The organism is Vallitalea sp. (assembly GCF_025211055.1).
GTDB lineage: Bacteria > Bacillota > Clostridia > Lachnospirales > Vallitaleaceae > Vallitalea.
In genome coordinates this window covers 1-21664 of sequence record NZ_JAOARO010000067.1, presented here as the reverse complement: position 1 = coordinate 21664, position 21664 = coordinate 1, and the positions used below count along the sequence as shown (strand labels likewise).

Sequence of the window (21664 nt, the reverse complement as noted above, 5' to 3'; positions counted from 1 at the left end):
GTATAACCTGGTATACCTGTTACATATTCTTTAGCTCCATGTGGGTCTATGCTGTATAGAAATTGTAAGTCATCTAAGGTTAAATCTAATGATCTATTTTGTACAGCATGACCTAGAGCTATAGCTGATGAGGACTCATTCAATTTTCTTAATGCCTCTACACTTCTGGTACCATAACCACCATGTACTAAATTACGGCTAGCTTCATATGTGTCTTCTCCAACATATTTCCATATTACATTTTTGTCTATGAATAGTATATCATTGTTTTCTAGTATTTGTACATTGACTCCTAGACTTTCTGTTATTTTTGATTGTATCAAGTGTTCATTCTTAGTTATGTAAACACTGTCTCCATATACATCTATCAAGTCTGCCATAGCTGATAACCTGGCAAATTCATAAATATCATAGGGTGTTATAGTTTGTCCTGTTTTCTCTTTGTATAAGAGTTCATTCTTCTTAATATATTTCTTGTAATGCTCCCATACACCAGTTTCATCATAACCATCTTCTGCTACTCCTGTGGTAATTTCTCCTGTATCTAATTCTTTTAGTTTTCTAAATAGTTCTTTGATATTTGCATCAGCTATGTATTTGGCACTAGACCACTCATTTAATTGATTAATGGATATTTTCATCTGTTCATCAATTTGTTTAATGATATCCTTCATATCATGATAAGGTATATTATCCTTCATATAGCTTGATGTAGAAAATCTACGTATAGAATCTTCTGTGTTCTCTTGCAGGCTCGTCAAATATGTTATTAGATTGTTCCTGTTTCTTCTGGGGTGCTTCTAATACTGCTACAAGACTTTCCAATCTTCGTTCAGCGTCTAGATAACTGTTTATAGCACTATTGATATGTATTCCCGAATTATCTAGTCTTTCCCTTAAAGACTTAATTCTTTTGCTAGCTGTATCTAGTTGATAATTAATATTATGTCTTTGACTAATTACATTGTCAATACTATTTTTTACTGCGTTAAATTGACTATATATATTATTTACTCTTTCTGCCGAGTCTTTTAACCTGTCTACTTGCTCTTCTAGTCCTCTAATATTTGAAGATATTTTTGACATGTTTCACCTCCATGCAACATAATCCCCATCACAAATAGAATTATATTGATTGTTCTATTAATCAAACCATCAATAATTTACTACCATCCTTAATCCCAGCCTCTTCTATTGACAGATTTGAACCTATTTCTTCGCCTTTATCAATATAACATAACATCAAATTCTCATTATCAAAATTAATTCCTTCAAGATTACATACAATACCAGTCATCAATTGTTTGGCAACATTTACTTTCATTACAATAGGTAATAAAAATTCATATTTTTTATTAATAGCAGGTACTATAACCTCTATATTTATTTTGTCCAATTACATTACCCCCTTAATAATTATTGATAGATTTCTTTAATCTGGGCTATCTGTTTTTCAACTTGTTCCTTAATGCTATCTAGGCTACTAATGCTTATAATGATATTGTCCTTATCTGAAGTTATATCACTAGTTTTCCAGAGATATTTATCTCCACCAAGAACATAGAACGTTGAAATACCATCCACTTTTTTATTAGATATTTTTATCAGGTAACTCATAATGTACTTTTTCTTATTACCAAAAGCTTTACAAAAATCTGTTGCTTTATCCTCTGTGCAACCTATTGAGATCATCTTAGCTATTGCATCTTCTTTCGACTTTTCTATCAATGTAACAAGCTCTTGAAATTCATCATAAGTAACTTTAAAAGAATAATCTTCTAATTCATATTTATCATTAACATGGTAACATTCCATTATATTATCTATAACCTTATTGATGTTTTTCATTGGTGTCAGGGCATATGTATTTTTCATCAACCTGTCTTCATCTAATTCTACGGCATGTTCTGTGGATATATAGTAGCATCTTGAGAATGTTTTATCCCCAATACCCTTGCCATCATATTTCAAGAATATCTTAGGTCGACAACAGTGGCTAATCATTTCAAATAAATCGTTATCCACTGTTATACTTCCATCAATATCTATTTCAATGTATTTTTTATTCTCTAATTGTTCTTTTACTTTATCCCACTCTTTTTGTATCTCTTCTTGACTTAATTTATATGTATCATCTTCTACTCCAAATACATTCTCTGCTCCTGTTAGAGCAGCTAAAAAAGTAAATTCCCGTAATGTCAGTATGAATCCTGCTTCACCTAATTTAGGCATTAATTTTCCTCCTTACAATTATAGATTTAATCTTTTCTTCAATAAATTTTTATAAGTACGGGATATATCTATCTTTCTACCATCCTTCATTTCTAGAATCATATCCGTAAAAGAAACGTTTTTGATATTGTCTACATTGACAAGATAACTTCTATGACAACGTACAAATTGATTGTTAAGCCTCTTAACCAGATCTGCTAGACTATCATAATATCCTATCCTCTGATTAGATGTATGAATATAAACTTTCTTTTGGAATGCTTCAAAATATAAAATATGTCTGTACTCAATATGATATATATTCGCCCCTATGTTTACATGAAATAAGTCATCATTTTCCCCCTGTAGATTCAAATAATCTTGATATATATCTCCCATTAATATCTGCATATCTTCTTTGTGTATAGGTTTCTTAAAAAATCCTGATGGTCTTATAAGTCCAGTCATTACGTTATATACAGAATCTGTACGCATTGTATTGAAAACTATATAGGCATTTCTATCTTTTTCCCTTATCTGCTTTGCTAATTTGATACCGTATAAATGATTATTATCATAATCAACGTCAATGATATAGATAGAAATGCCATCATCTACTTCAAGATAATCCATTACCTTTTTCAATTTAGTGGTTAATAATGATATCTTCATGTTATATCCCGTTTGATCTATAATGTTCTGTATCTGTTTTTTTAATTTCTCCATATATAATGTTGAACTATCACACAAGACAAATTTCACCACAAAGATTCACCCCCATTATAATTGAGGTGTCTTTATGGTTATGTAATCACTTCTGTTTATAAGATATCCAAAACCTGGGTTAAGTGCTACACTTCTTTGCTTGTAGTCCATTTGAATATCAAATATATTTTGAGAATCCATTTTACCCCCAAGAAGGATACCGTTCATTCCTTTAAATACACTGTTGTATAATGGACTTCCTATATGTGGCGATAGTGTATCAGTATCAGCAGTAAACACAAAACATACTTGAAGGCCCATACCACTTCTTACAATATTTTCTACTAATCTTAAAGAATCGTCCGATATCATTTCAAAGAATTCATTATAATCATCTACGAGCACTACTATTCGTTGGTATTTTTTCATATACTCATGCTCTTTGATAACTTGTTCATCTTCTTCACGGAACTGCTTCAAATCTTTGAATCTTAACTTCATCTCTTCAACTAAACCACCAATAAAACTATCAAAATCCTCAGTAGTATTAATATATCCATCAACTTGATATCTTGACGATATTTTTTGCAGATTCTTTCCCTTCTCCACAACAAATACTTTCCAATCTAACTTATTTGCTATAGTATTCATTAATGATTTTATAAGATTAGTCTTACCTGTCATTTCATATCCTAATATTAAATATGAACTTAGACCTGTCAAATCTACTGATACTATTTCTGCTTCATCAATATCATACCCTATAGGCAACAAATCAGTATCTATAAATTCTTTTGAGTCCTCGTGTTCCAAAAGATGATCTATTGTTAATTTTTCAGGAACGAATGGAATAGGTTTAGCTCTATTTCCTATCCAACTTTCATCCATTTTCATGAATAAGTCTCTTAGCTTCTGAACTCTTTCAGCTTCATTTACAGATTTGCATGCTAATGCTGTCTGGAATTCCAGAGGAGTCTCTATTCTAAATAGTCCACGTCCTTTTACCTGCTCTGGTTCTAATCCTCCTGTTTGCCCTACTATAGAAACATAATCATATTTATCATTAAGCTGTAATGCTACCATCAATTTTATACTTTGAGTAATCCTGAATTTTACTGAATTAGCATTACTAGCTGTAATAACCATGTAAATACCATAATTACCACCTTCACGTGAAAATGTAGTAAGAATTCCTTCGTAATCTGAATAGAGTTCATAAAATGCCTCGTAATTATCAAGTATTACAATCATTGCTGGGATTTTTGCGTTAGTTGCTTCCATGTATGCCTTTAATGTACCTACACCATATTCAGAAAACTTTTTCTTTCTATTATCAAGTTCTTTTTTAAGCATTTTAAAAAGTTTATCTAATTTGTCCGATTCCTCTGAGAATATGACGCCTCCAGTATGAGGTAAATATTTGTAATATCCCATTGTCCTTCCACCAAAATCAAGAATATATAGATTAACTATTTCTGGTGTATATGATGTAACAAGAGAATATATCATTGTTTGTAAGAATGTGGTTTTTCCAGTTCCTGGCGCTCCAACTAAAAGAACGTGTCCCATATTTCCTATATCAAGTTTTAAAGGAAACTGGTTCTGATTGGCAGGATCATCAATTAAACCGATAGTTGGACATAACCAATGATCTACTTTCTGCCAGTCATCACCATTCCATCCTTTTTTTCTATCCTCAATATCTTGTATAAATACTTCTTCCTCTAATGGATCAAGCCACAATTTTAATGGATTGATACCTTCATCCTTAGCTAAATCAGAGATATAATCTACTATTGCTGTAAGCTGAGTTGTAGAACTTTTAGCAGGCTTAGGTTTACACGAAACTGTCTGGATAGCTCTACCACAACCATCTATTAGAGAAATTTGATTGTCCTCATCATTCTCTATTTTGTCTGTTGGAATGTAAGAACCACCACTCCATCCAGATTGAAGTAGTTCAAAAATCTCATTATTACCCACTTGTACATAACATCTACCAGGTTCTTTGATATTAGCTGCTTCAGGTCTTTTTAACATTTCATTACTATCAGATTTATCAAGAACTTTGAGACATATCCTGAATCTGGTATTACTCCATATCTGGTCATCAACAACACCTGATGGTTTCTGTGTAGCAAGTATTAGATGTACACCAAGACTTCTACCTATTCTTGCCGCACTGACTAACTCTTGCATAAATTCTGGTTGTCCAGCCTTAAGTTCAGCAAACTCGTCTGATATAATAACCAAATGTGGCAAAGGACAATCAGCTTTACCTTCTTTGTATAGCTGCTGGTATTTATCAATATGGTTAACTCCATGTTCTGCAAAGACTCTTTGTCTTCTTTTCAATTCACTCTGTAATGATACTAGTGAACGACGGATCTGATTTCCTCCAAGGTTAGTAATAGTTCCTGTTATATGAGGTAATCCTATAAAACAATTCGCCATTCCTCCACCTTTATAGTCGATTAGAATAAAAGCTACATCATGGGGATGATAATTTACTGCCATTGATAGTATGTAGGATTGTATGAATTCACTTTTACCTGAACCTGTCATACCTGCTATCAATCCATGAGGTCCATGATATTTCTCATGAATATTCAATAAAAATTGTGTTCCCCCAGCTTTAATGCCTAATGGAGCTTCAAGAGTTCTATATGATAGATTGTTTTTCCATCTGTTCTTTATTGATAGATTTTCTATTCTTCCTATTTTGTACATTTCAAGGAAAGTAAGCATAGATGTTAGTGAAGCAGAAGATGCAATCTCTTTGATCTTAATTCCTGCTAAGGCTCTTGAATATGAATCCAAATCTTTTCCTATCACTGAATCATTATTAAACTTAATTAAACCTGACTCTGGGTTATCTCTATTATATAAACTACTCTCAGTTACCTCGCATTGAATAAATGCTTTACATTCTTTTGGAAGTTGATTAAGTTTATCATATATAAATATTGTTGATACACCAAGTTGCCTATTAGGATTAGTTAAATACTTCATAACCAGCTCATCTTCAACTAGTTCTGGATCTGCGATATATACTAAAAAATGAGGTAAATGCATTATCTTTTTATCATAATCATTGTCTTTGGTTTCATCTCTATCGCTTAACACCTCTTTTAGATATAAGAAAACATCTCTTACCTCATCTCTAGATGAAGCTACAAAACGCAGAGCTTTCTCTGGTGCCCATACATGAGGTAGTTGTTTAACCCATTCCCATTCATTAGATTCTTCAGCATTATATACACACACAATCTTAACTTCATCATAACTGTGCAATGCACTAATATGTACAATAGATGCTATAGCTGTATCGATAGTTATCTCCCTGTCTCCTATCATGCCTAACATGTTATTTCCCATCATTGAAAAGGATATAGGCATACCTGAAACTCCATCAAAATTGTTACCTATATCTTTTAATTCACCCATTAGATTGTCATCTCTCATTGTAAAACGATCTTTTGGTTTCTGAATATTTATAATTGATGGCACAGTTCCTGTCCCTAATCTAATATCCAGAAAATCTTTATTAGAAGGCATACGTTCCCATAGTCTTCTATCTCTGTTGAGAGCTCTGCTTATCAATACAGTTGGTTCTGGATATGTACCTAACAGTACTTTTTTGTTATAAGCTATTTTTTCTTCAAGCCTAGAATACTCATTTTGCATATATTTTCTATAACGCTTAATGCGCTTTTTTTCTTCTTTTCGCTTACTTCTTTTCTTATGTCTTCTAGATAGAATAGGCCATAATACTGCTCCAAGAAGCATAGAACCTGTCATAGCTATACCAGGTATAACCATAAAAGGATTATTCCTACTAGAATATACTGTAAACATCATACTTACCATCATTGCCATACCCATAGTCAATGCAGGACCTATAGTTAATATAAGGGGCTGCTCTTTTTGCTCAGGTGGTGATGGAGGAGAATCAATATCCATTATGCCTTCTTCCAACTTTTTTATAATTCTTGGGGAACGCTGAAAATATAGATCTTCTTTTTTAGTTTTCTTTTTCTTTTTTCCTTTAATATCATTTCTAGGTTTTATAGGAATATATGGTGAAAGATTACATTGTCCCAGATGTATTGAATTATTTATGGCAAGGGATTTACCTAAGTAAAACATTTTAAGCCCCATAATATGGATGAAATCTCCATAAGATAAGACTGTAGATTCAGTTATTTTACCATTAACACATAAGCATTTATTCCCTTTTGTACTAATTGTTGCTCTACCATTTTCAATACTTATTACTGCATGATTAGGCTTCATATCAAAGCCGTTATAAACAATGGTGTTTTTTTCAGAATTGCCTATAAGAATTTGTTTTTCCTCTTCAATGCCATATTTTTTGTATGTTAACTCAATGTTTGTTTCCCTATCAACATAGATTGTTGCCTTTTCATCTGTATCTGTAATGGAAACACTTATTTTATCCCCTACATTTATCTGTTTTTTTGACACAGCCATATCCTCAGTAGGTGCTAAAAACCATTCTCCGTTAACTATAACAACAGGTAGTAATGAAGATAACTCAATATTACATATGCTTCTTTCATTTGAAAGTATATATTCTTTTACTGTATCGTTATAATAAACGTATAATATCATTTCTTTCATAGAAGTAATTTCGCCTCCAAAGTACAGAATATACTCTATATATTCTTTTAATTGTGGCACAACAAAAAGAGGCTACACCTCGTTCTGTACAATTAATATAACTATCACAGATAGTTATATACATGCTATGTCACTTATATTCTTATACTTTGTGTCACTTCTACGATTTACTTATATAATAAATTTGTGATTTTATCTCTATTAAAATTGATTATTATGTGATAACCATCACTTTTTATTTACAGTAAAAATGTCTCTATAATAGTGGTTATAATTATATGTTTAATGTTTTACTAATTGACTAAAAAAATTCTTGATGCCCGAAAAAGAAGGGCTGGTCACTACTAAGAAACCAAAGACAACAAGAAGGATTACAATTAGCAAAATGACTATCATATATTTTAGAAATTCTTCTTTTTCTGTAGTTTTTATTTCTACTCTCTTCAGTAGAATGGGTTTATGATGAGGGATTATTTCTTTTTTTTTTAACAAAGAATCCAATAATCCTTTTTCTTGTTCTTTTATCCTAGGAAGCACATTACATAATATCTTTTCATATACCTCATTAGCTTCTTCATTATCATCAAAAGGCTGAGGATTATAAGCTGCTTGATAACAATAAAGCGGCTCCATACTTCCTTTCACAAATTGGAACATATTATCCCCACAAAAACTGAATAAATATTTATTAGCATTTTTTTTACTTTCAGTCTTTAGGAATTTATCTAATTCATCTAATTCCCAATCTTTTACCCCACTTACAATGATTCGTTCTTGAGCTCTCTTGAACTCTGCAACATCGCAAATATCATAAGGTCCCATATCTAAAACAACATAATCATAATCTCCTAATATAAGATCTGAAACAGCAAAAGCTGGATCATATGGGTAGAAATCTATCCCAGCAAGAGAAAAAAAACCTTTTTTGAGTTCAACATTGTCATAAGAGTTCTTTATGGATTCAAACGCATCACTCTGTTGCATCTCAACAACTGCAACCCCGTTCTTATTTCTCAAAAGAAAATTTCCAATAGATATAGCTGTATGAGTTGTTCCTATTCTGCTAATAGTACCAGCAACAGCAATTACAATGGTACCAACGATTTTATCTTTTTCTACTGTTATTACATTACTTGTTTTCTTTTTACCAAATCTGCCTTCACCAGTCTTAATAAATTCTTGTTCTCTTTTATTACGATTAATGGCTCCTTTATCCCACTTAATGGCTTTGGCATAAGTTGAAGGATTTTCATATAACTCTATTATACTTGATAAAATGTGACTATCTGCTTGATCTTCTTGCCCTATAATATTATAAATTCCCATTGATATAAGATCATTCATAATCAGATTACCCGAAAAACTATAAGGAGCAATAATAATAATCCTTATACTCTCTTTGTTCATCTGAATTCCTCGAATGAATTGAGGTAATTTTCTTGGGTCTTCAACACAAGAGATATCCAATATCAACATATCCATATTTATTTTATCTATTATATTTTTTTCTTCTAATATGTCAATATCTCTATCAATCTTCTTGAATACAACTTCTTTGCATAATTGCTCTACTGCCCTATCTATATCCTCCAAGTATTTGGGACTTGAAATAACTGCAACCAAACCTATCACCCCTTTCTAATAATAATATTTGACAAAGAACTTTTTTGTAATACAAAAAGCTCCCCTAAAACAAATCACAGTTAAAAATCAGAAATTTATCTGTTATTATGAGTTTTTTCAAATTAATGAAGTCATTTTAACATATTATGGTTTTTTTGTAAACCAAATATATTATTACTATGTCAAATTAGATATTTTATACCTTCACATAACATTTCTACTATATTCATTATAAAACAAACAATTAATTCAACAAAATACGACATTTATATATACTAATAAGTGTATTTAAATAATATAAATATTAATTTTTAATTAATAAAAAACAATAGAAGGAGTGTTAATCATGCTACAAAGAAAAAATTTTTATAAGAATGAAGATATTTCAAATGAACTATTAAATATTATCGACTTAGAGGATAAAAAAGAAATGAACCAGAAAAGAAGATATTACAGACATAATGTATCTTACGAACAGTTACAAGACCAACATTTTTACTATAATACAAAAACATTACAGACAAACGATGATATTATTGATTCAATATTAGATTTCTCAGAAACTATAGAAAACATTGATTTGTATAAGGCCCTAAAAAAATTAAAACCTTGTGACATAGAAATTATAAAAATGAGGTATGTTAATCAACTGAGTTTCAAAGAAATTGCTGAACAATTAAATATGAAAGAGGATACTGTTGGGAAAAGGCACAGAAGAGCATTAGATAAGCTCAGAAAAGATATTTTTAAAACTAAAAATATAAAATAATATAAATTTTTTCAAAAGTTTGTCCGATTTTGTCTTTTTTCACGGCTATATTATAAGGGGAATTTTTCCCTTTTATAAGCCATGTGCAAATATACTGAACATTGACAATTAAATATATGTGGTATTTTAGGTACATTACTCTTTTTGGAACAGCGGTCTAAGCCATACGCCATAATTGGAATTATTCCATAGCGATTAATATGTGCTTTAATGTTTCTATGGTCAAGAAATTCGCCATGACCCATAAGAGATATAATGATACTTCTATCCAGTCTTAACTCATCGTAAAGAGGGTAGCCCGCTCTGTAGAGGGGGAGGTGTTGAACCTATGTTGTCTTAAAACCAAAGACAGCCTAAAAGCCAAAAATATAGTCGTAATATTTATACCTCTGAGGGGAGATAAATATAAAATATACAAAGCAGGGAGTTGGTGATTATTGAAAACTAAGCAATTACTTATACTATTTTGTTCAATACTGATTTTAACCAGTTGTAAAAGCAAAGAAATAGGAGATACCTCACCAAAGATTGTCATGAAAGAAGCAAAAACTATAGAAGAACATTATACCATCTATACAGATGGAGAAAATATATATTTACAAGATGTTAAAAATAATTCAACAAAAGTATTAAGGAAATGCTTAGAAACAATAAAAGAAATTCTCTTATTACCTAAAATTGATGAAAATATTGATTTGCCAAATCCTGAAGATTTGATGAAGCAAGATGAAGTAACGCCCTTTACTTATGAAATGTCATTGGAATCTTCAGCAAAATATGTACTTGCATTACAAAATAATGGGTGGTCTATTGTAGCCCAATACGCTAATTACCTATATAGAGATATGTATTTTATGAAAGATCAGAGGTATATGAGAGTTATAGTTCTAGAAAATAAACTTAAAGTTTTTCAAGACATAGGAGGTGAACTGCCTAACCCACAATTATATATAAATGAAAATAAGTAAACATGATAAAACCCAAGAATTATGTATATAAAGGAGAGCTTAATAATGAGAAATTGGATTAAGTATCTCATAGTTACTATTATTGTAGCATTGTTAACAAATGGTGGACAGTTTTATTTTTGGAATCATTACATTACCAAAATGAAAACTGACTATGAGAGTGAAATACAAATTCTATCCTCTACCCTAGAAGACATAGGCAAACTTAAATATGTATACTCTGTAAGAACACAGACAAAACCGGGTAAAGAAATCAATCTGGAGGATCTAGTAAAAGTTAAAGTACCAGAATCAATTATTAATGGCTCCTATGCCCAGCAACCAGAAGATCTATTAGGCAAATACTATAAGGTTAGTATATCACCTGGTACATTAATAACCAATGATTTGTTAATGAAAGAAGAAATGGACGATTCAATAAGAGAAACAGACCTTATAGCTGATACTTGGTCAGTTGGCTTAGAAATAGGCGATTATATTGATTATGAAATTACTTATCCATACGGTGAAAAATATATAGTCCTTTCTCATGTTCGTGTAGAAGCTATTAACGAAAAAACTATTAAAACTTACTTGAACAGTGTCCAACGTCATATATATAATGGTGCATTAGTTGACTACTTTCTACAAAAAGAAAATGGAGCTAGTGTCAATTTAGTAAAATATGTAGAACCAGGTGTACAAAAGTCTTCAGAAGTATCATATTCAGTACCTGATAATATCCTTTCAGTTATAACTGAGGACCCAAATGTAATTGAGAAAATTAATACAAAACTTAATACCCTAAAACGTGATATCATTGAAAAAGGATTAGATCTTGTATCAGAATTTGATTCTTCTAGTTTATCTAGTGGAAGAAGCAAAATAGTAAGTGATATCAACGGAGCAGGAAGAGAGTATGATGAAATTCTAGAAAGGCGACAAGAAGAAGAAGAAAAAGAAGCCAAAAGAGCTGCTTATGAAAACAAAAGAAATTCAGAGCAGCAAAGTACACAAGACGGACAAAACTCGGAGAAGGGGATGATGAAATAGTGAGAATAGGTGTTTTAGGTTTTACTGATAAAAGACCTATACTCTATCCACTTATGAAACTTCTACAGGCTACTGGAGATGTAATAGTCATAACAGATGATCGTCATTTCAAAAGACTGATAGAAGATTATTCCTCATTGGGTCACCTAGGCAACATAATGATTTGTGTCACAGACGCTACTCCTGATGAGGTGTGGGAAGAGATAGAATTGGAACAAAATGATTTTGACCATGTCATATATGATTTAAGAGATACAATACATGAAGATATTCAATTCTATATTCATGTAAAAGGGTCCGCTTTTGAAGATGGTGAAGAGGAATTTTTAGAATGCGTTGATGATTACAAAGAGATAAAGCTGATGTATGATGGCAAACAAGATAAATCAAAAGACACCATTAATATTCCTATCACTTTGAAATTAATTTCAACCCTTGAAGTTTTAGAAAACAAGAACCTTCTATTACCCCTACCAAGTAAAAAGATTAATCTAGCAATTGCAAAACTTATAGCACCAAATATTGATATAAAGATAAAAGATGCTATAAAAATACTTAAGAAGGGGTGGCAGACATGAAAGTAGCAGTTTATTCACCTGTACGTAGACAAGGTTGTACTACATTAAGCGTTCTACTTGGTTCTGCGATAGCCCAAGTAACCAATATGAAAGTATGTTTAACATATACAGGGACAGAATCAGATGCTTTCAATATTGCTCTTGGACTTAATCAAGTTGAAGATAGGACAAAATCTCTTACCCAAGTCATAAGGATGCTAGAAGCAAATAGTATAACTGGTGAAGATATTAATGATTATCTTACACCTCTAACTGATAACCTGGACATCATGCAGACATCAAGCGATTACATTACCACAGAAGAAAGTGATAAATTATTAACATTTGTATTGAACAACTTGACACATGATCTTATAATTACAGAAATTAATTCTGAACCTTACGAAGAAAGTACAAAAGAAATATTATCAAATGCTGATATTATCATAGTACTTGCTTCTCAAGGAATGGATGTTATAAATAAATATAAGAATTGGAAAGACAGCGATATATTTCCAGATTATAGTAAAGTAGTCTATGCACTAAACTATTATGACCCTAATGTAAGTGCATTAAGGGACGTGGCTAAGATAATGGGTATAAAGCCATCTAAAATAGTGAAAATAACTAACAATCCATTCATTAAAAAAATGACCAATACTGGTTCTTTACATAAACTTCTACCCTATATTTACAACAAAGATATCAGGGTAATCAATCTTCATGCAGATATAAGAGATCTATGCTATTTGGTCATGAGTAATTTAGGTATAAAGATAGATTGGGGGAAAAATAAATGACCAATCTATCCTTAACTTTGATTGTATTATTTGGGGGTTTTATAGTATTAGTTATATGGTATCTTAAGAGTAAACATGAAAAACACGATATTGAACATTCAGACGCAATGACTTTTGAAAAACTTGTTGACACCGTAAAATATACTTTAGCAGACCTTATAAAAGAAGAGAATTATAATGGCTTCAGTGATGAAGACTTTAAATCATTCTACAAAAGGAAAGCACGTATTCAAGATGCTATGAACAATTGTGTTTATGGTATCGATTCTGCTAAAGTTATTGTCCAAGACTTGATACGCTCCGTTATCATGGATGAATTACCTACTATCTCTGATATCAACGGCGTATTTGATTTTTATTCCAGAACACTAGAAACTAGAATAAAATTCGAGGTTCTAATGTATTTCTATAAAAAGAAATATGGAAAAGAAGCTTTAGCTAAACTTATTGATGAATATGAACTAGATAGAGAAAGATACATTATTGAAAGTAAGACATCACCATCATATGCCATAACTACTGAAGATATAGATATGATATATGCAACAAAGCATTTCAAATTAACCTATCCTGTACTAGTTGATTTACTTACAGTACTTGTTTATCAGAAGTACAAAGGTTTTGGTATTATTGATACATTACGTGAAATGGATATAAACGGCTTTAACTGTGGTACATCTGGTTCTATATTATCCAATCTAAACAAAGATGATACTGTACTAAAAGCCCCAAGATCAGTTTGGTTGTATTTTAGAGGTAAATACATTCATCTAAGATTCATGACTTTTAATACTGAACAAGAACTACGACGTGTCATACAACTAATTTGCCGATACAATAATCCAGGACCTCTTACAGAAAAAAGAGGTTATCTGGTTAATACAATGTATGATAAATCAAGGGTCCTTGCTCTACGTCCACCTGCCGCAGAATACTGGGCAGTTTTTGTTCGTAAATTTTCACTTAATGATGTATCTCTACGAAGTCTTATAGAGAAACCCTATGTGCACAATGCTTCAATAGTTGTTGAATTACTAAAATATCTTATGATGGGACAAGTAACATGCGGAGTTACTGGACGTCAAGGTTCAGGTAAAACAACTCTTATGACTGCATTAATAGAATTCATTGACCCCAAATATACAATTCGTGTTCTAGAGATGGCTCCTGAGATGTATCTTCGTGAATTATATCCAGAAAGGAATATCCTCTCGGTACAAGAAACTGAATTTGTAAGTGCTTCTGAACTTCAAGATGCCTTAAAAAAATCAGACGCTGCTGTATCCATAGTTGGTGAGGTTGCAACAGACCCAATAGCTGCTCGTATGATTCAAATGGGACAAGTCGCTTCTATATTCACTATATTTTCCCACCATGCCAACAGAGCTCCTGACCTAGTTAGGGCTCTACGTAATTCCCTTGTTAATGCTGGTGGATTTACATCTATGGTTACTGCCGAACAACAGGTCATAGACATTGTGCGTATTGATGTTCACTTGAACTATACTACAGATGGTAAGCGTTATATTGAGCGTATTTCAGAAATCGTTAAATTAGATGAAGGTGTACCCTATCCTACTTATAAAAAGCAGGACCCAGTACATTCAATGAATGCTATTACAAAAGAATATTACACTAGAATTACTGACAGGCAGACTTTTACTACTAGAGACATTCTTAAATATGATCTGATTACAAATACATATGTGGCTCTAGAATGGTTTACTCCTGAACTTACTCGTTACATCATGAATTGTATACCAAAAGATAAACGCATTAGTTTTTCTAGATTTGTCCAGGAAAACTGGGAGGTGTAGTATTATGATGATGTTTTTACCTCTTATACTTATATGTGTTCTTGGTATAGCAGCTATTATATTAGTTATACGAAAGGACAAAAAATCCAGAAGCAAGAAAACTAAGAATTATAAGTATTACAATAAAATGTTTCAGAAGTATAATAATTTTTTCCTAACAAGAAACGGAATAGAAAAACTTTATTATAGAATAGCAGGTCTATCTGTTTATACAAAAAGAGAGATAAAAGCTACAGCTGTTAAGTTTTATTCCTTATCCATTGGTACTTTTTGGGGTATCAATATTGCTGGAATACTAATTTTCAGAGATGTGTTTACTTCTCTTTTATTATTAATATTTGCCTTTATGGCTAAGAATGTTTTGATTAATAAACAGATAGATAGAATTCACTTCAAACTACTTAAACAACTACTAGAAGCTTTATCTTCCATAAGGCAAGCCTATCTGCGTTTAGGTGTAATACCTGACGCAATCTCTGAAGCTGAAGTGGGTCCTTTGTTGAAACATGCTTTTGAAGATATCTATCTGATACTAACAGCTGTTGATGGTGAAAGAAGACTTGAGGAATTTTATGCTTCTACACCTTTCAAACTTTTACAGACTTTTTCCGGAGTCTGTTTCATTTTGAATAATGCAGGTGATAGTAAATTATCAAATGGATCATCTAACTTCATACAAGCAATGGGTATGATGCACTCGGAAGTACAGATGGAGATACAAAGATTAGTGTTACAAAAAGCTAAGTTTGGTATTTTGGAATACTTACCTGTTGTACCTCTTGTCACCCTTAGATTAATAGAATCTTTTTTCATTAAACAGATACCAGGAACTGCTATTATATATCATGGTCCTCTTGGATATATATCCAAAGTACTCATTTTTGTATCAGCTATTATTGGATATATGACTATTACTAAGATAAACAGTCCAATGGTTATCAAAAAAGATGATAGGAATACATTCATAAATAAGCTTGTTTCCAACAAAAGCTTTGTAATTTTTATTAGAAATATAATACCCAAAAAGCCTAGAGCTATAAAAAAGAAAAAATATTATTTAGAAAAATCTATGTCTAGTAAGGATATAGTTTATTTATATGCAAATAAAGTAATATGCTTCATCTTGGCTTTTATTCTAAGTCTTTTCTTTATATATTTCTCAGTTGAATTGGGAAAAGATTTTATTCTTAGCAATGTCAGAGAAGTATCATTGGTTGGCGGAGAAGAACTCGATGCCAAAGACATTGCAACTAGACAAGAAATGGATGAAATATACTTGAATATTCACCCTATGCTTTCCCGTAATAGGACAGAAGATTTTGTTAATACCTATTTACCTCATCTAGAAGAATTTGATAAGAAATCACAAATAGATAGATTACAAACTAAATATAAAACTTACTATAATACTTATTTTAAATGGTGGATGTTATTAATATGTTATGTAATCGCATTTATCTCATGGTGGATTCCAGAAATAGTGTTAAAAGCACGTATATGGTTATTGAAAACTGAAGCAGAAGAAGATGTGTTGCAACTACAGACTATAATTACCATATTGATGAATACATCAGCAGATACTATGGAGACATTATATTGGCTGCAACGTCAATCACGTGTACATAGAAACATACTTATTGATGCTTATCATGAATATCCCTCTGACCCAGAACTGGCACTTCATAGATTAAAAAGCAAAGTTGCACTGCCAGAATTTAAAAGAATGGTAGATAAATTAATATTAACCATTCATCAGATTTCTCTACAAGACGCTTTTAGCGATCTAATATCAGAGAGGGATCATTTATTAAGAATTAGAGAAATTACACAACAATCAATACTCAAGAAAAAGCGTTCATTTGTAAGTCCCTTATCAATGGCACCCTTACTATTAACTACAGTATGTTACATAATCATGCCATTGGGGATATTAGGATTGAAAGAGTTCTTTTTTGCTATTGAAGAATTTAAGAAATTATAATTGTAAGGAGGCACAAAAAATGAAATGTAGCACAAGTATCGTGACACTAACTCCAAGCAGAGAGATTTATAGAAAAGTTAATGGTGAAAACTTCTTAGTAGCCAAAGTTATTGTAGAAGGTATTGAAATACCTGCTGTTGGTTCTGAATACATTCTAGGTAATCTACAAGGACGTGTAGAGGTTAAATATTATCTACGTTCAGAAACAACAGCTGATAATAAACTTTTTACTTTTATGTATATTATTACTGCTAGACAAGTAATTACTAATAAACCTGAAAGAAATTATATTCAAGTTGGAGGCTATGTTGTAAAAACAAAAGGTCTTTTAATTAAAAATAACACCTGCATGGAAATTTTACCTTTTATCGTTAAATATAAATCTTATGACGGTAATTATAATGTAGCACATTGTGTTGCAAAAGGAGCCAAAGCTAGAGAACTTGCCAAAATGAAAAAAGGTGATATCGTGGAGGTTACAGGAAAATTCAAAAAAGAACATAATACTTTAGAAGTACTTGTAGAAGAAGTAGATTTTTATAAAGCTTATAATAAGTTAAAAATCAGCTGATTCTAGCTCACATAGTTTACAAAGTAAAATACGTAAAAATAAAATAACTAGTGGACAATTAGTCCAATCTAAAGGAGGAAAATAACTCATGGAAGGCGAAATGGGTACTGGTGCAAGAATTGCCATCGCACTTATAGTTTTAGGAGTACTTATATCAGTAGTATTCACAATTTTAGGATTTACAAGAAACACTACTAATCAAGGTATTACAACAGTTCAAAATTCACTTGAGTCAATGCAGTTAGCTGTTTATGATGATTATGATCAGCAGATGCTGTCTGGAACTCAAGTATTATCTGCTTTGAAATTATTTGAAGGACAACCTAATGGTTTAGTTGTTAAAACTAAAGCTCTAATGGAAAATGGGGCAAATGTAGGTTATAATTATGGCGCTTTATTTGATGGTGTTACAGAAAGTGGAAATTATAAATTATCAGGTCTTGATAAAAATGACGGTGAATCTTGGTATGTAAAAAATCTTGATACTGGTAATTCTGGAACAATGACCTATAACATGAACTATTTAAAAGCTAAAAAATCTGGTACAGATGCATTTATTAGACCTACTGCCAAATTTCTTGCAGAAATTATAAAAGATACCACAGGAACTATAGTAGGTATTTGTTTCACACAACAATAGTTTTTTAAGTCCTTAGATACATACTATCTAAGGACTTTTTCAAATACTTAAGGAGGAGATATATATTGGATGAATGGAGTAAAGCCATATGGATATTTGTTGAACTTATGATAGCATCGCTTATATTGGTGAACGTAGTAATACTAGTAAGAATGGCTAGTGAGGCAGGTAGAGCACAACAACGTGAAATAGATGCAGTAGCTGTAACAAAAGAATTTCGTACTTACTTTAGATATGAAGAAAATGATGAAATTTATCCCCAAGATATTATATCAATAATATTTGAAACTAGAGGTTATCCTGAGGTCTGGGTTGATACAACAATAGGTGATGAAGATGGATTTAATTACAAATGGAATACATCCCTCCCATCTAATGACACAAAATGGGATTTAACAAATATATCAGAAAATATACTACCTTACAAATCAATGTATAAATCTTCTGTAGTAAAAAACATAAATGGAGATATTAATAGAATAGAATTCAGGAGGATTGCATATGGAAAATGAAGTTAACTCCGTTCTAAGACAAGGAATTGTATTAGTAGTTATAGCCTTTATTGTTGGTATATGCTGGATAACTGTAACATGTGGACAACAACTCTATAGATCTATGTCAAATATGATTGTTAATGGTATATCTAGTACATACTCCTCAGAAATAGAATCAATAATTGATTACCAACAAGACTTACCTGCCTCTTCTATTTACATAGCTCTCTTAAAGAACAGTGATTCAATTAGAAGTATTTCTGGTAGGGCTTATGGGATTAGAGTCAATTCCATTGACGACCTACAATTATTATTCAAATACCAAATAAACTGTGATATAACCAAACAAAATGAAGCTTATGATATCGTAATAAAACCATAGGAGGTAGACTCATGCAAACTGATGATATGATTGATATTGTCACAACAGTTATAATATTAGCTATCTTGATACCCATAACAATTTCACTTGCTCGTCCTTTTTATAGAAATGAATTAGGTGGTTTTGGTGTACAAATTGAAAAAACTGCATTGAAAACTCAGGGAGAGTTATTACCAAATAAAAAAGAGTTTAATTCTAATGATACTATGCTTTTATTAGCTGTAGCAGATGAATATTTCCCTGAACCAAAGATTATTGAAATAAATGGCGCTGTCATTAACATAGATTCTGTATTTTTTACTAATAGAATTCCTGCTTTACAAGCTGCTTATGCAGCTATGCCTACCGTAAGAAATATGAATATCCAATTATATGTAGGTAAAAACATACAAAGAAAATGGGTGATTTCCAATGAGTGATTTTTTTAATCGAATTATCGGTCTTTTTTTAGTTTTTATATTACTTGTTATTGCACCACTTATCATTCAATCTCTAAGCAGAGATTTAACCATCAAAAGATCCATATTAAATGAGATGACAAATTTTATTGATAAAGTTACTGATACCGGTCATATATCTGAACTAGATAAAACTGATTTTTATGTTGGTTGTTCTTCTTATGGTGCAGTCGTAGATATAAAAATTAAACGTTATATGAGAATTGTTAATCCAGATGGAAATGGAAGCACATATTGTACCTACGTCCTAACTGATAAGATAACTGATTGGGATCAAGGTGACATTATTGAAGTTGATGTACAAGCTATTGACCATACTACTGCTCAAAAACTAGCTGCATACTTTAACAAAGTTTCTACTCCTAAATTAGATTTTCAGCTCGCAGGTATGATACGATAATTTTTCATGATTAGGAGGTTATTATTTGAAAAGAACAGGTATCGCTTTATTAGTATGTTTATACTATTTGGGAGGATTAATCATATTTTCTTCAAATTATATACAGAAAGATATACAAGAGTTTGAACAATTGAAGTTGTCTTTTGCTGTTGACTATGCTTCAGATGCGGCTATATGGGAGCTACTTAATTCAAAAGACTTGTCTATGGATTATTCAGAAACCAATTATCTAAGTGCTGACCCCAATCTAGCTCTTGAAACTTTTATAGATGTTTTCTCAGCTAATTATGGTTTGAATTTTGATGAAACAAACGAAACTCATATAAGAATGAATTTTATTCCAGCTTTTGTAGTTGCTATGTACGATGGCTACTATTTGGCTACCCCTACACTTATAAGTAATGCTAATAATTATCCAGAAAATAAACTAAGTGATGGTGATTGGGATCTGAAATTCGGTCCAAAATTGCCTTATACATATGAATATAATGGTTCTACCTATGCCCTTAATATGGGTGGTGAATATGCTTTAAAGATAAATAAAAATATGCTGTCAAAGCATAAAGGATTACCCCCTGGTATATCATCAAAAGAAGATAATCTAGGAGAAATTAGTAGAATTATATCTTCTAATATCTCCTATACAGTAAATAAATTAAATGAAACAAATACCCGTTGGGCTAATACATTCTACATTCCAAGAGATTTGACTACTTATACCGGCGTTAATTGCATTGAAGGTCCTTCCGTATTAGCTCTTGTGCAAAACGTAGATTTAACTACTTCAAGACCAATTTCCGCCTTTAGTGTCGCAGGTTCTAAGATACAAAAAGCTAGGATGGTTGCGGGTTACACAAGAGATGGTATAAAGTATTACTGCTACGCAGATAAGCTACCTAGTTTTATTAATGTTGAGAACCTGTACCCTACTATAAGGGAAGCTGCTAAGGCAGGTTATTATTGTGATATAAAGCATATGGAATAAGATTTCTAATTTGTAATGTTCCATCTAGTGTGATATATTATTAACAACAAATAAACATTCAAAGGAGAATAATACATATGAAGAAAATATTGTCGTTATTATTAATTATTAGTATGATTTTTAGTACTAATATAATGATATACGGAGCAGAAGATGAACCCTCGGATTGGGCAAAAGAAGATGTTATGGATGCAATTGATAGAGGGTATGTACCAGAACATTTACAAAATAATTATCAACACCCTATAACAAGAGAAGAATTTGCCGAGTTATTTGTTACTGCTATTTTTACTGTTAGAAATGAATCAATTGATAGTTGCCACTTTGATACTAAAAGCGGCTGGGATTTTCAGGAACTAACTCCAGAAACTTTTCTTTCCAAAGTTACTACAACTGAATACTTTACAGATACAGATAATCCTTATATAAAAGTTGCTAATATACTTGGTATAGTTAATGGTAATGGTAATCATAGATTCCATCCTAATGAACTAATAACTAGAGAACAGGCTGCTGTGATGTTTATGAATTATTTACATACAGTAGATTGTGCAAATAGAGATGATGCTGTTAAACAATTATCAGATTTAGATGAGGCTTCAAGTTGGGCAAGAGAAGCCGTAATAT

Annotated in this window: 22 protein-coding genes; 15 read left to right on the top strand and 7 right to left on the bottom strand. The window is 31.4% G+C overall.

The features are described 5' to 3' along the window. The 7 genes from N4A55_RS09600 to N4A55_RS09570 all read right to left on the bottom strand — a co-directional run. A partial coding sequence (locus tag N4A55_RS09600) for a hypothetical protein (protein WP_293755531.1) occupies positions 1 to 701 on the bottom strand: 701 nt, incomplete at its 3' end. Positions 702 to 720: 19 nt separating this feature from the next. After that, positions 721 to 1086, bottom strand: a complete 366-nt coding sequence (locus tag N4A55_RS09595; protein WP_293755528.1) for a hypothetical protein — start codon at positions 1084 to 1086, stop codon at positions 721 to 723. 61 nt (positions 1087 to 1147) lie between these two features. Further along, on the bottom strand, positions 1148 to 1396 hold the full coding sequence (locus N4A55_RS09590; RefSeq protein WP_293755526.1) for a hypothetical protein: 249 nt from the start codon (positions 1394 to 1396) through the stop codon (positions 1148 to 1150). A 20-nt stretch (positions 1397 to 1416) separates the two neighbouring features. Next, positions 1417 to 2232: a hypothetical protein gene (locus N4A55_RS09585; RefSeq protein WP_293755524.1), complete on the bottom strand. Its 816-nt coding sequence runs from the start codon at positions 2230 to 2232 to the stop codon at positions 1417 to 1419. An 18-nt stretch (positions 2233 to 2250) separates the two neighbouring features. Beyond that, on the bottom strand, positions 2251 to 2976 hold the full coding sequence (locus N4A55_RS09580; RefSeq protein WP_293755522.1) for a LytR/AlgR family response regulator transcription factor: 726 nt from the start codon (positions 2974 to 2976) through the stop codon (positions 2251 to 2253). A 15-nt stretch (positions 2977 to 2991) separates the two neighbouring features. Further along, positions 2992 to 7620, bottom strand: coding sequence for a type VII secretion protein EssC (gene essC, locus N4A55_RS09575; RefSeq protein WP_293755520.1), 4629 nt, complete (start codon positions 7618 to 7620; stop codon positions 2992 to 2994). Positions 7621 to 7842: 222 nt separating this feature from the next. Continuing rightward, complete coding sequence (locus tag N4A55_RS09570) at positions 7843 to 9183, bottom strand: hypothetical protein (protein ID WP_293755517.1); 1341 nt, start codon at positions 9181 to 9183, stop codon at positions 7843 to 7845. 346 nt (positions 9184 to 9529) lie between these two features. Here N4A55_RS09570 and N4A55_RS09565 point away from each other — a divergent pair, with 346 nt between their 5' ends. The 15 genes from N4A55_RS09565 to N4A55_RS09495 all read left to right on the top strand — a co-directional run. Then, positions 9530 to 9952 carry a sigma-70 family RNA polymerase sigma factor gene (locus tag N4A55_RS09565; RefSeq protein WP_293755514.1) on the top strand — a complete coding sequence of 141 codons (423 nt, stop codon included), beginning with the start codon at positions 9530 to 9532 and terminating at the stop codon, positions 9950 to 9952. A 437-nt stretch (positions 9953 to 10389) separates the two neighbouring features. Next, positions 10390 to 10920, top strand: coding sequence for a hypothetical protein (locus tag N4A55_RS09560; RefSeq protein ID WP_293755511.1), 531 nt, complete (start codon positions 10390 to 10392; stop codon positions 10918 to 10920). A gap of 45 nt (positions 10921 to 10965) precedes the next feature. Further along, positions 10966 to 11952 carry an SAF domain-containing protein gene (locus tag N4A55_RS09555; protein ID WP_293755508.1) on the top strand — a complete coding sequence of 329 codons (987 nt, stop codon included), beginning with the start codon at positions 10966 to 10968 and terminating at the stop codon, positions 11950 to 11952. After that, the gene (locus tag N4A55_RS09550; RefSeq protein ID WP_293755506.1) at positions 11952 to 12530 is read left to right on the top strand and encodes a hypothetical protein; all 579 of its coding nucleotides are present in this window, start codon (positions 11952 to 11954) and stop codon (positions 12528 to 12530) included. The genes N4A55_RS09555 and N4A55_RS09550 overlap by 1 nt, the downstream gene beginning before the upstream one ends. Then, the gene (locus N4A55_RS09545) at positions 12527 to 13309 is read left to right on the top strand and encodes a hypothetical protein (protein WP_293755503.1); all 783 of its coding nucleotides are present in this window, start codon (positions 12527 to 12529) and stop codon (positions 13307 to 13309) included. The genes N4A55_RS09550 and N4A55_RS09545 overlap by 4 nt, the downstream gene beginning before the upstream one ends. Beyond that, complete coding sequence (locus N4A55_RS09540) at positions 13306 to 15126, top strand: ATPase, T2SS/T4P/T4SS family (protein WP_293755501.1); 1821 nt, start codon at positions 13306 to 13308, stop codon at positions 15124 to 15126. The genes N4A55_RS09545 and N4A55_RS09540 overlap by 4 nt, the downstream gene beginning before the upstream one ends. Before the next feature lie 4 nt (positions 15127 to 15130). Beyond that, a complete protein-coding gene (locus tag N4A55_RS09535; RefSeq protein WP_293755498.1) occupies positions 15131 to 17107 on the top strand; it encodes a hypothetical protein in 1977 nt (658 codons plus the stop codon). Positions 17108 to 17126: 19 nt separating this feature from the next. Continuing rightward, positions 17127 to 17678, top strand: a complete 552-nt coding sequence (locus tag N4A55_RS09530; protein WP_293755496.1) for a hypothetical protein — start codon at positions 17127 to 17129, stop codon at positions 17676 to 17678. 88 nt (positions 17679 to 17766) lie between these two features. Continuing rightward, entirely contained in the window at positions 17767 to 18318 is a 552-nt protein-coding gene (locus tag N4A55_RS09525) for a hypothetical protein (protein WP_293755493.1), read from the top strand. 65 nt (positions 18319 to 18383) lie between these two features. Further along, a complete protein-coding gene (locus tag N4A55_RS09520; RefSeq protein ID WP_293755491.1) occupies positions 18384 to 18830 on the top strand; it encodes a hypothetical protein in 447 nt (148 codons plus the stop codon). Next, positions 18820 to 19194: a hypothetical protein gene (locus tag N4A55_RS09515; protein WP_293755489.1), complete on the top strand. Its 375-nt coding sequence runs from the start codon at positions 18820 to 18822 to the stop codon at positions 19192 to 19194. Before N4A55_RS09520 ends, N4A55_RS09515 begins: the two co-directional genes overlap by 11 nt. Positions 19195 to 19205: 11 nt before the next feature. Next, positions 19206 to 19613 carry a hypothetical protein gene (locus tag N4A55_RS09510; RefSeq protein WP_293755487.1) on the top strand — a complete coding sequence of 136 codons (408 nt, stop codon included), beginning with the start codon at positions 19206 to 19208 and terminating at the stop codon, positions 19611 to 19613. Further along, the gene (locus N4A55_RS09505) at positions 19606 to 20052 is read left to right on the top strand and encodes a hypothetical protein (protein ID WP_293755484.1); all 447 of its coding nucleotides are present in this window, start codon (positions 19606 to 19608) and stop codon (positions 20050 to 20052) included. The genes N4A55_RS09510 and N4A55_RS09505 overlap by 8 nt, the downstream gene beginning before the upstream one ends. A 25-nt stretch (positions 20053 to 20077) precedes the next feature. After that, positions 20078 to 21037, top strand: coding sequence for a hypothetical protein (locus N4A55_RS09500; RefSeq protein WP_293755482.1), 960 nt, complete (start codon positions 20078 to 20080; stop codon positions 21035 to 21037). A gap of 77 nt (positions 21038 to 21114) precedes the next feature. Next, on the top strand, positions 21115 to 21664 hold a 550-nt coding region (locus N4A55_RS09495), incomplete at its 3' end, for an S-layer homology domain-containing protein (RefSeq protein WP_293755480.1).

Bases quoted from the DNA above. Each gene is read 5' to 3' on its own strand.
- N4A55_RS09565 (WP_293755514.1), top strand. From the start codon at position 9,530: ATGCTACAAAGAAAAAATTTTTATAAGAATGAAGATATTTCAAATGAA.
- N4A55_RS09545 (WP_293755503.1), top strand. From the start codon at position 12,527: ATGAAAGTAGCAGTTTATTCACCTGTACGTAGACAAGGTTGTACTACA.
- N4A55_RS09585 (WP_293755524.1), bottom strand. From the start codon at position 2,232: ATGCCTAAATTAGGTGAAGCAGGATTCATACTGACATTACGGGAATTT.
- N4A55_RS09595 (WP_293755528.1), bottom strand. From the start codon at position 1,086: ATGTCAAAAATATCTTCAAATATTAGAGGACTAGAAGAGCAAGTAGAC.
- N4A55_RS09505 (WP_293755484.1), top strand. From the start codon at position 19,606: ATGAGTGATTTTTTTAATCGAATTATCGGTCTTTTTTTAGTTTTTATA.
- N4A55_RS09540 (WP_293755501.1), top strand. From the start codon at position 13,306: ATGACCAATCTATCCTTAACTTTGATTGTATTATTTGGGGGTTTTATA.
- N4A55_RS09555 (WP_293755508.1), top strand. From the start codon at position 10,966: ATGAGAAATTGGATTAAGTATCTCATAGTTACTATTATTGTAGCATTG.
- N4A55_RS09515 (WP_293755489.1), top strand. From the start codon at position 18,820: ATGGAAAATGAAGTTAACTCCGTTCTAAGACAAGGAATTGTATTAGTA.
- N4A55_RS09535 (WP_293755498.1), top strand. From the start codon at position 15,131: ATGATGATGTTTTTACCTCTTATACTTATATGTGTTCTTGGTATAGCA.
- N4A55_RS09530 (WP_293755496.1), top strand. From the start codon at position 17,127: ATGAAATGTAGCACAAGTATCGTGACACTAACTCCAAGCAGAGAGATT.
- N4A55_RS09525 (WP_293755493.1), top strand. From the start codon at position 17,767: ATGGAAGGCGAAATGGGTACTGGTGCAAGAATTGCCATCGCACTTATA.
- N4A55_RS09510 (WP_293755487.1), top strand. From the start codon at position 19,206: ATGCAAACTGATGATATGATTGATATTGTCACAACAGTTATAATATTA.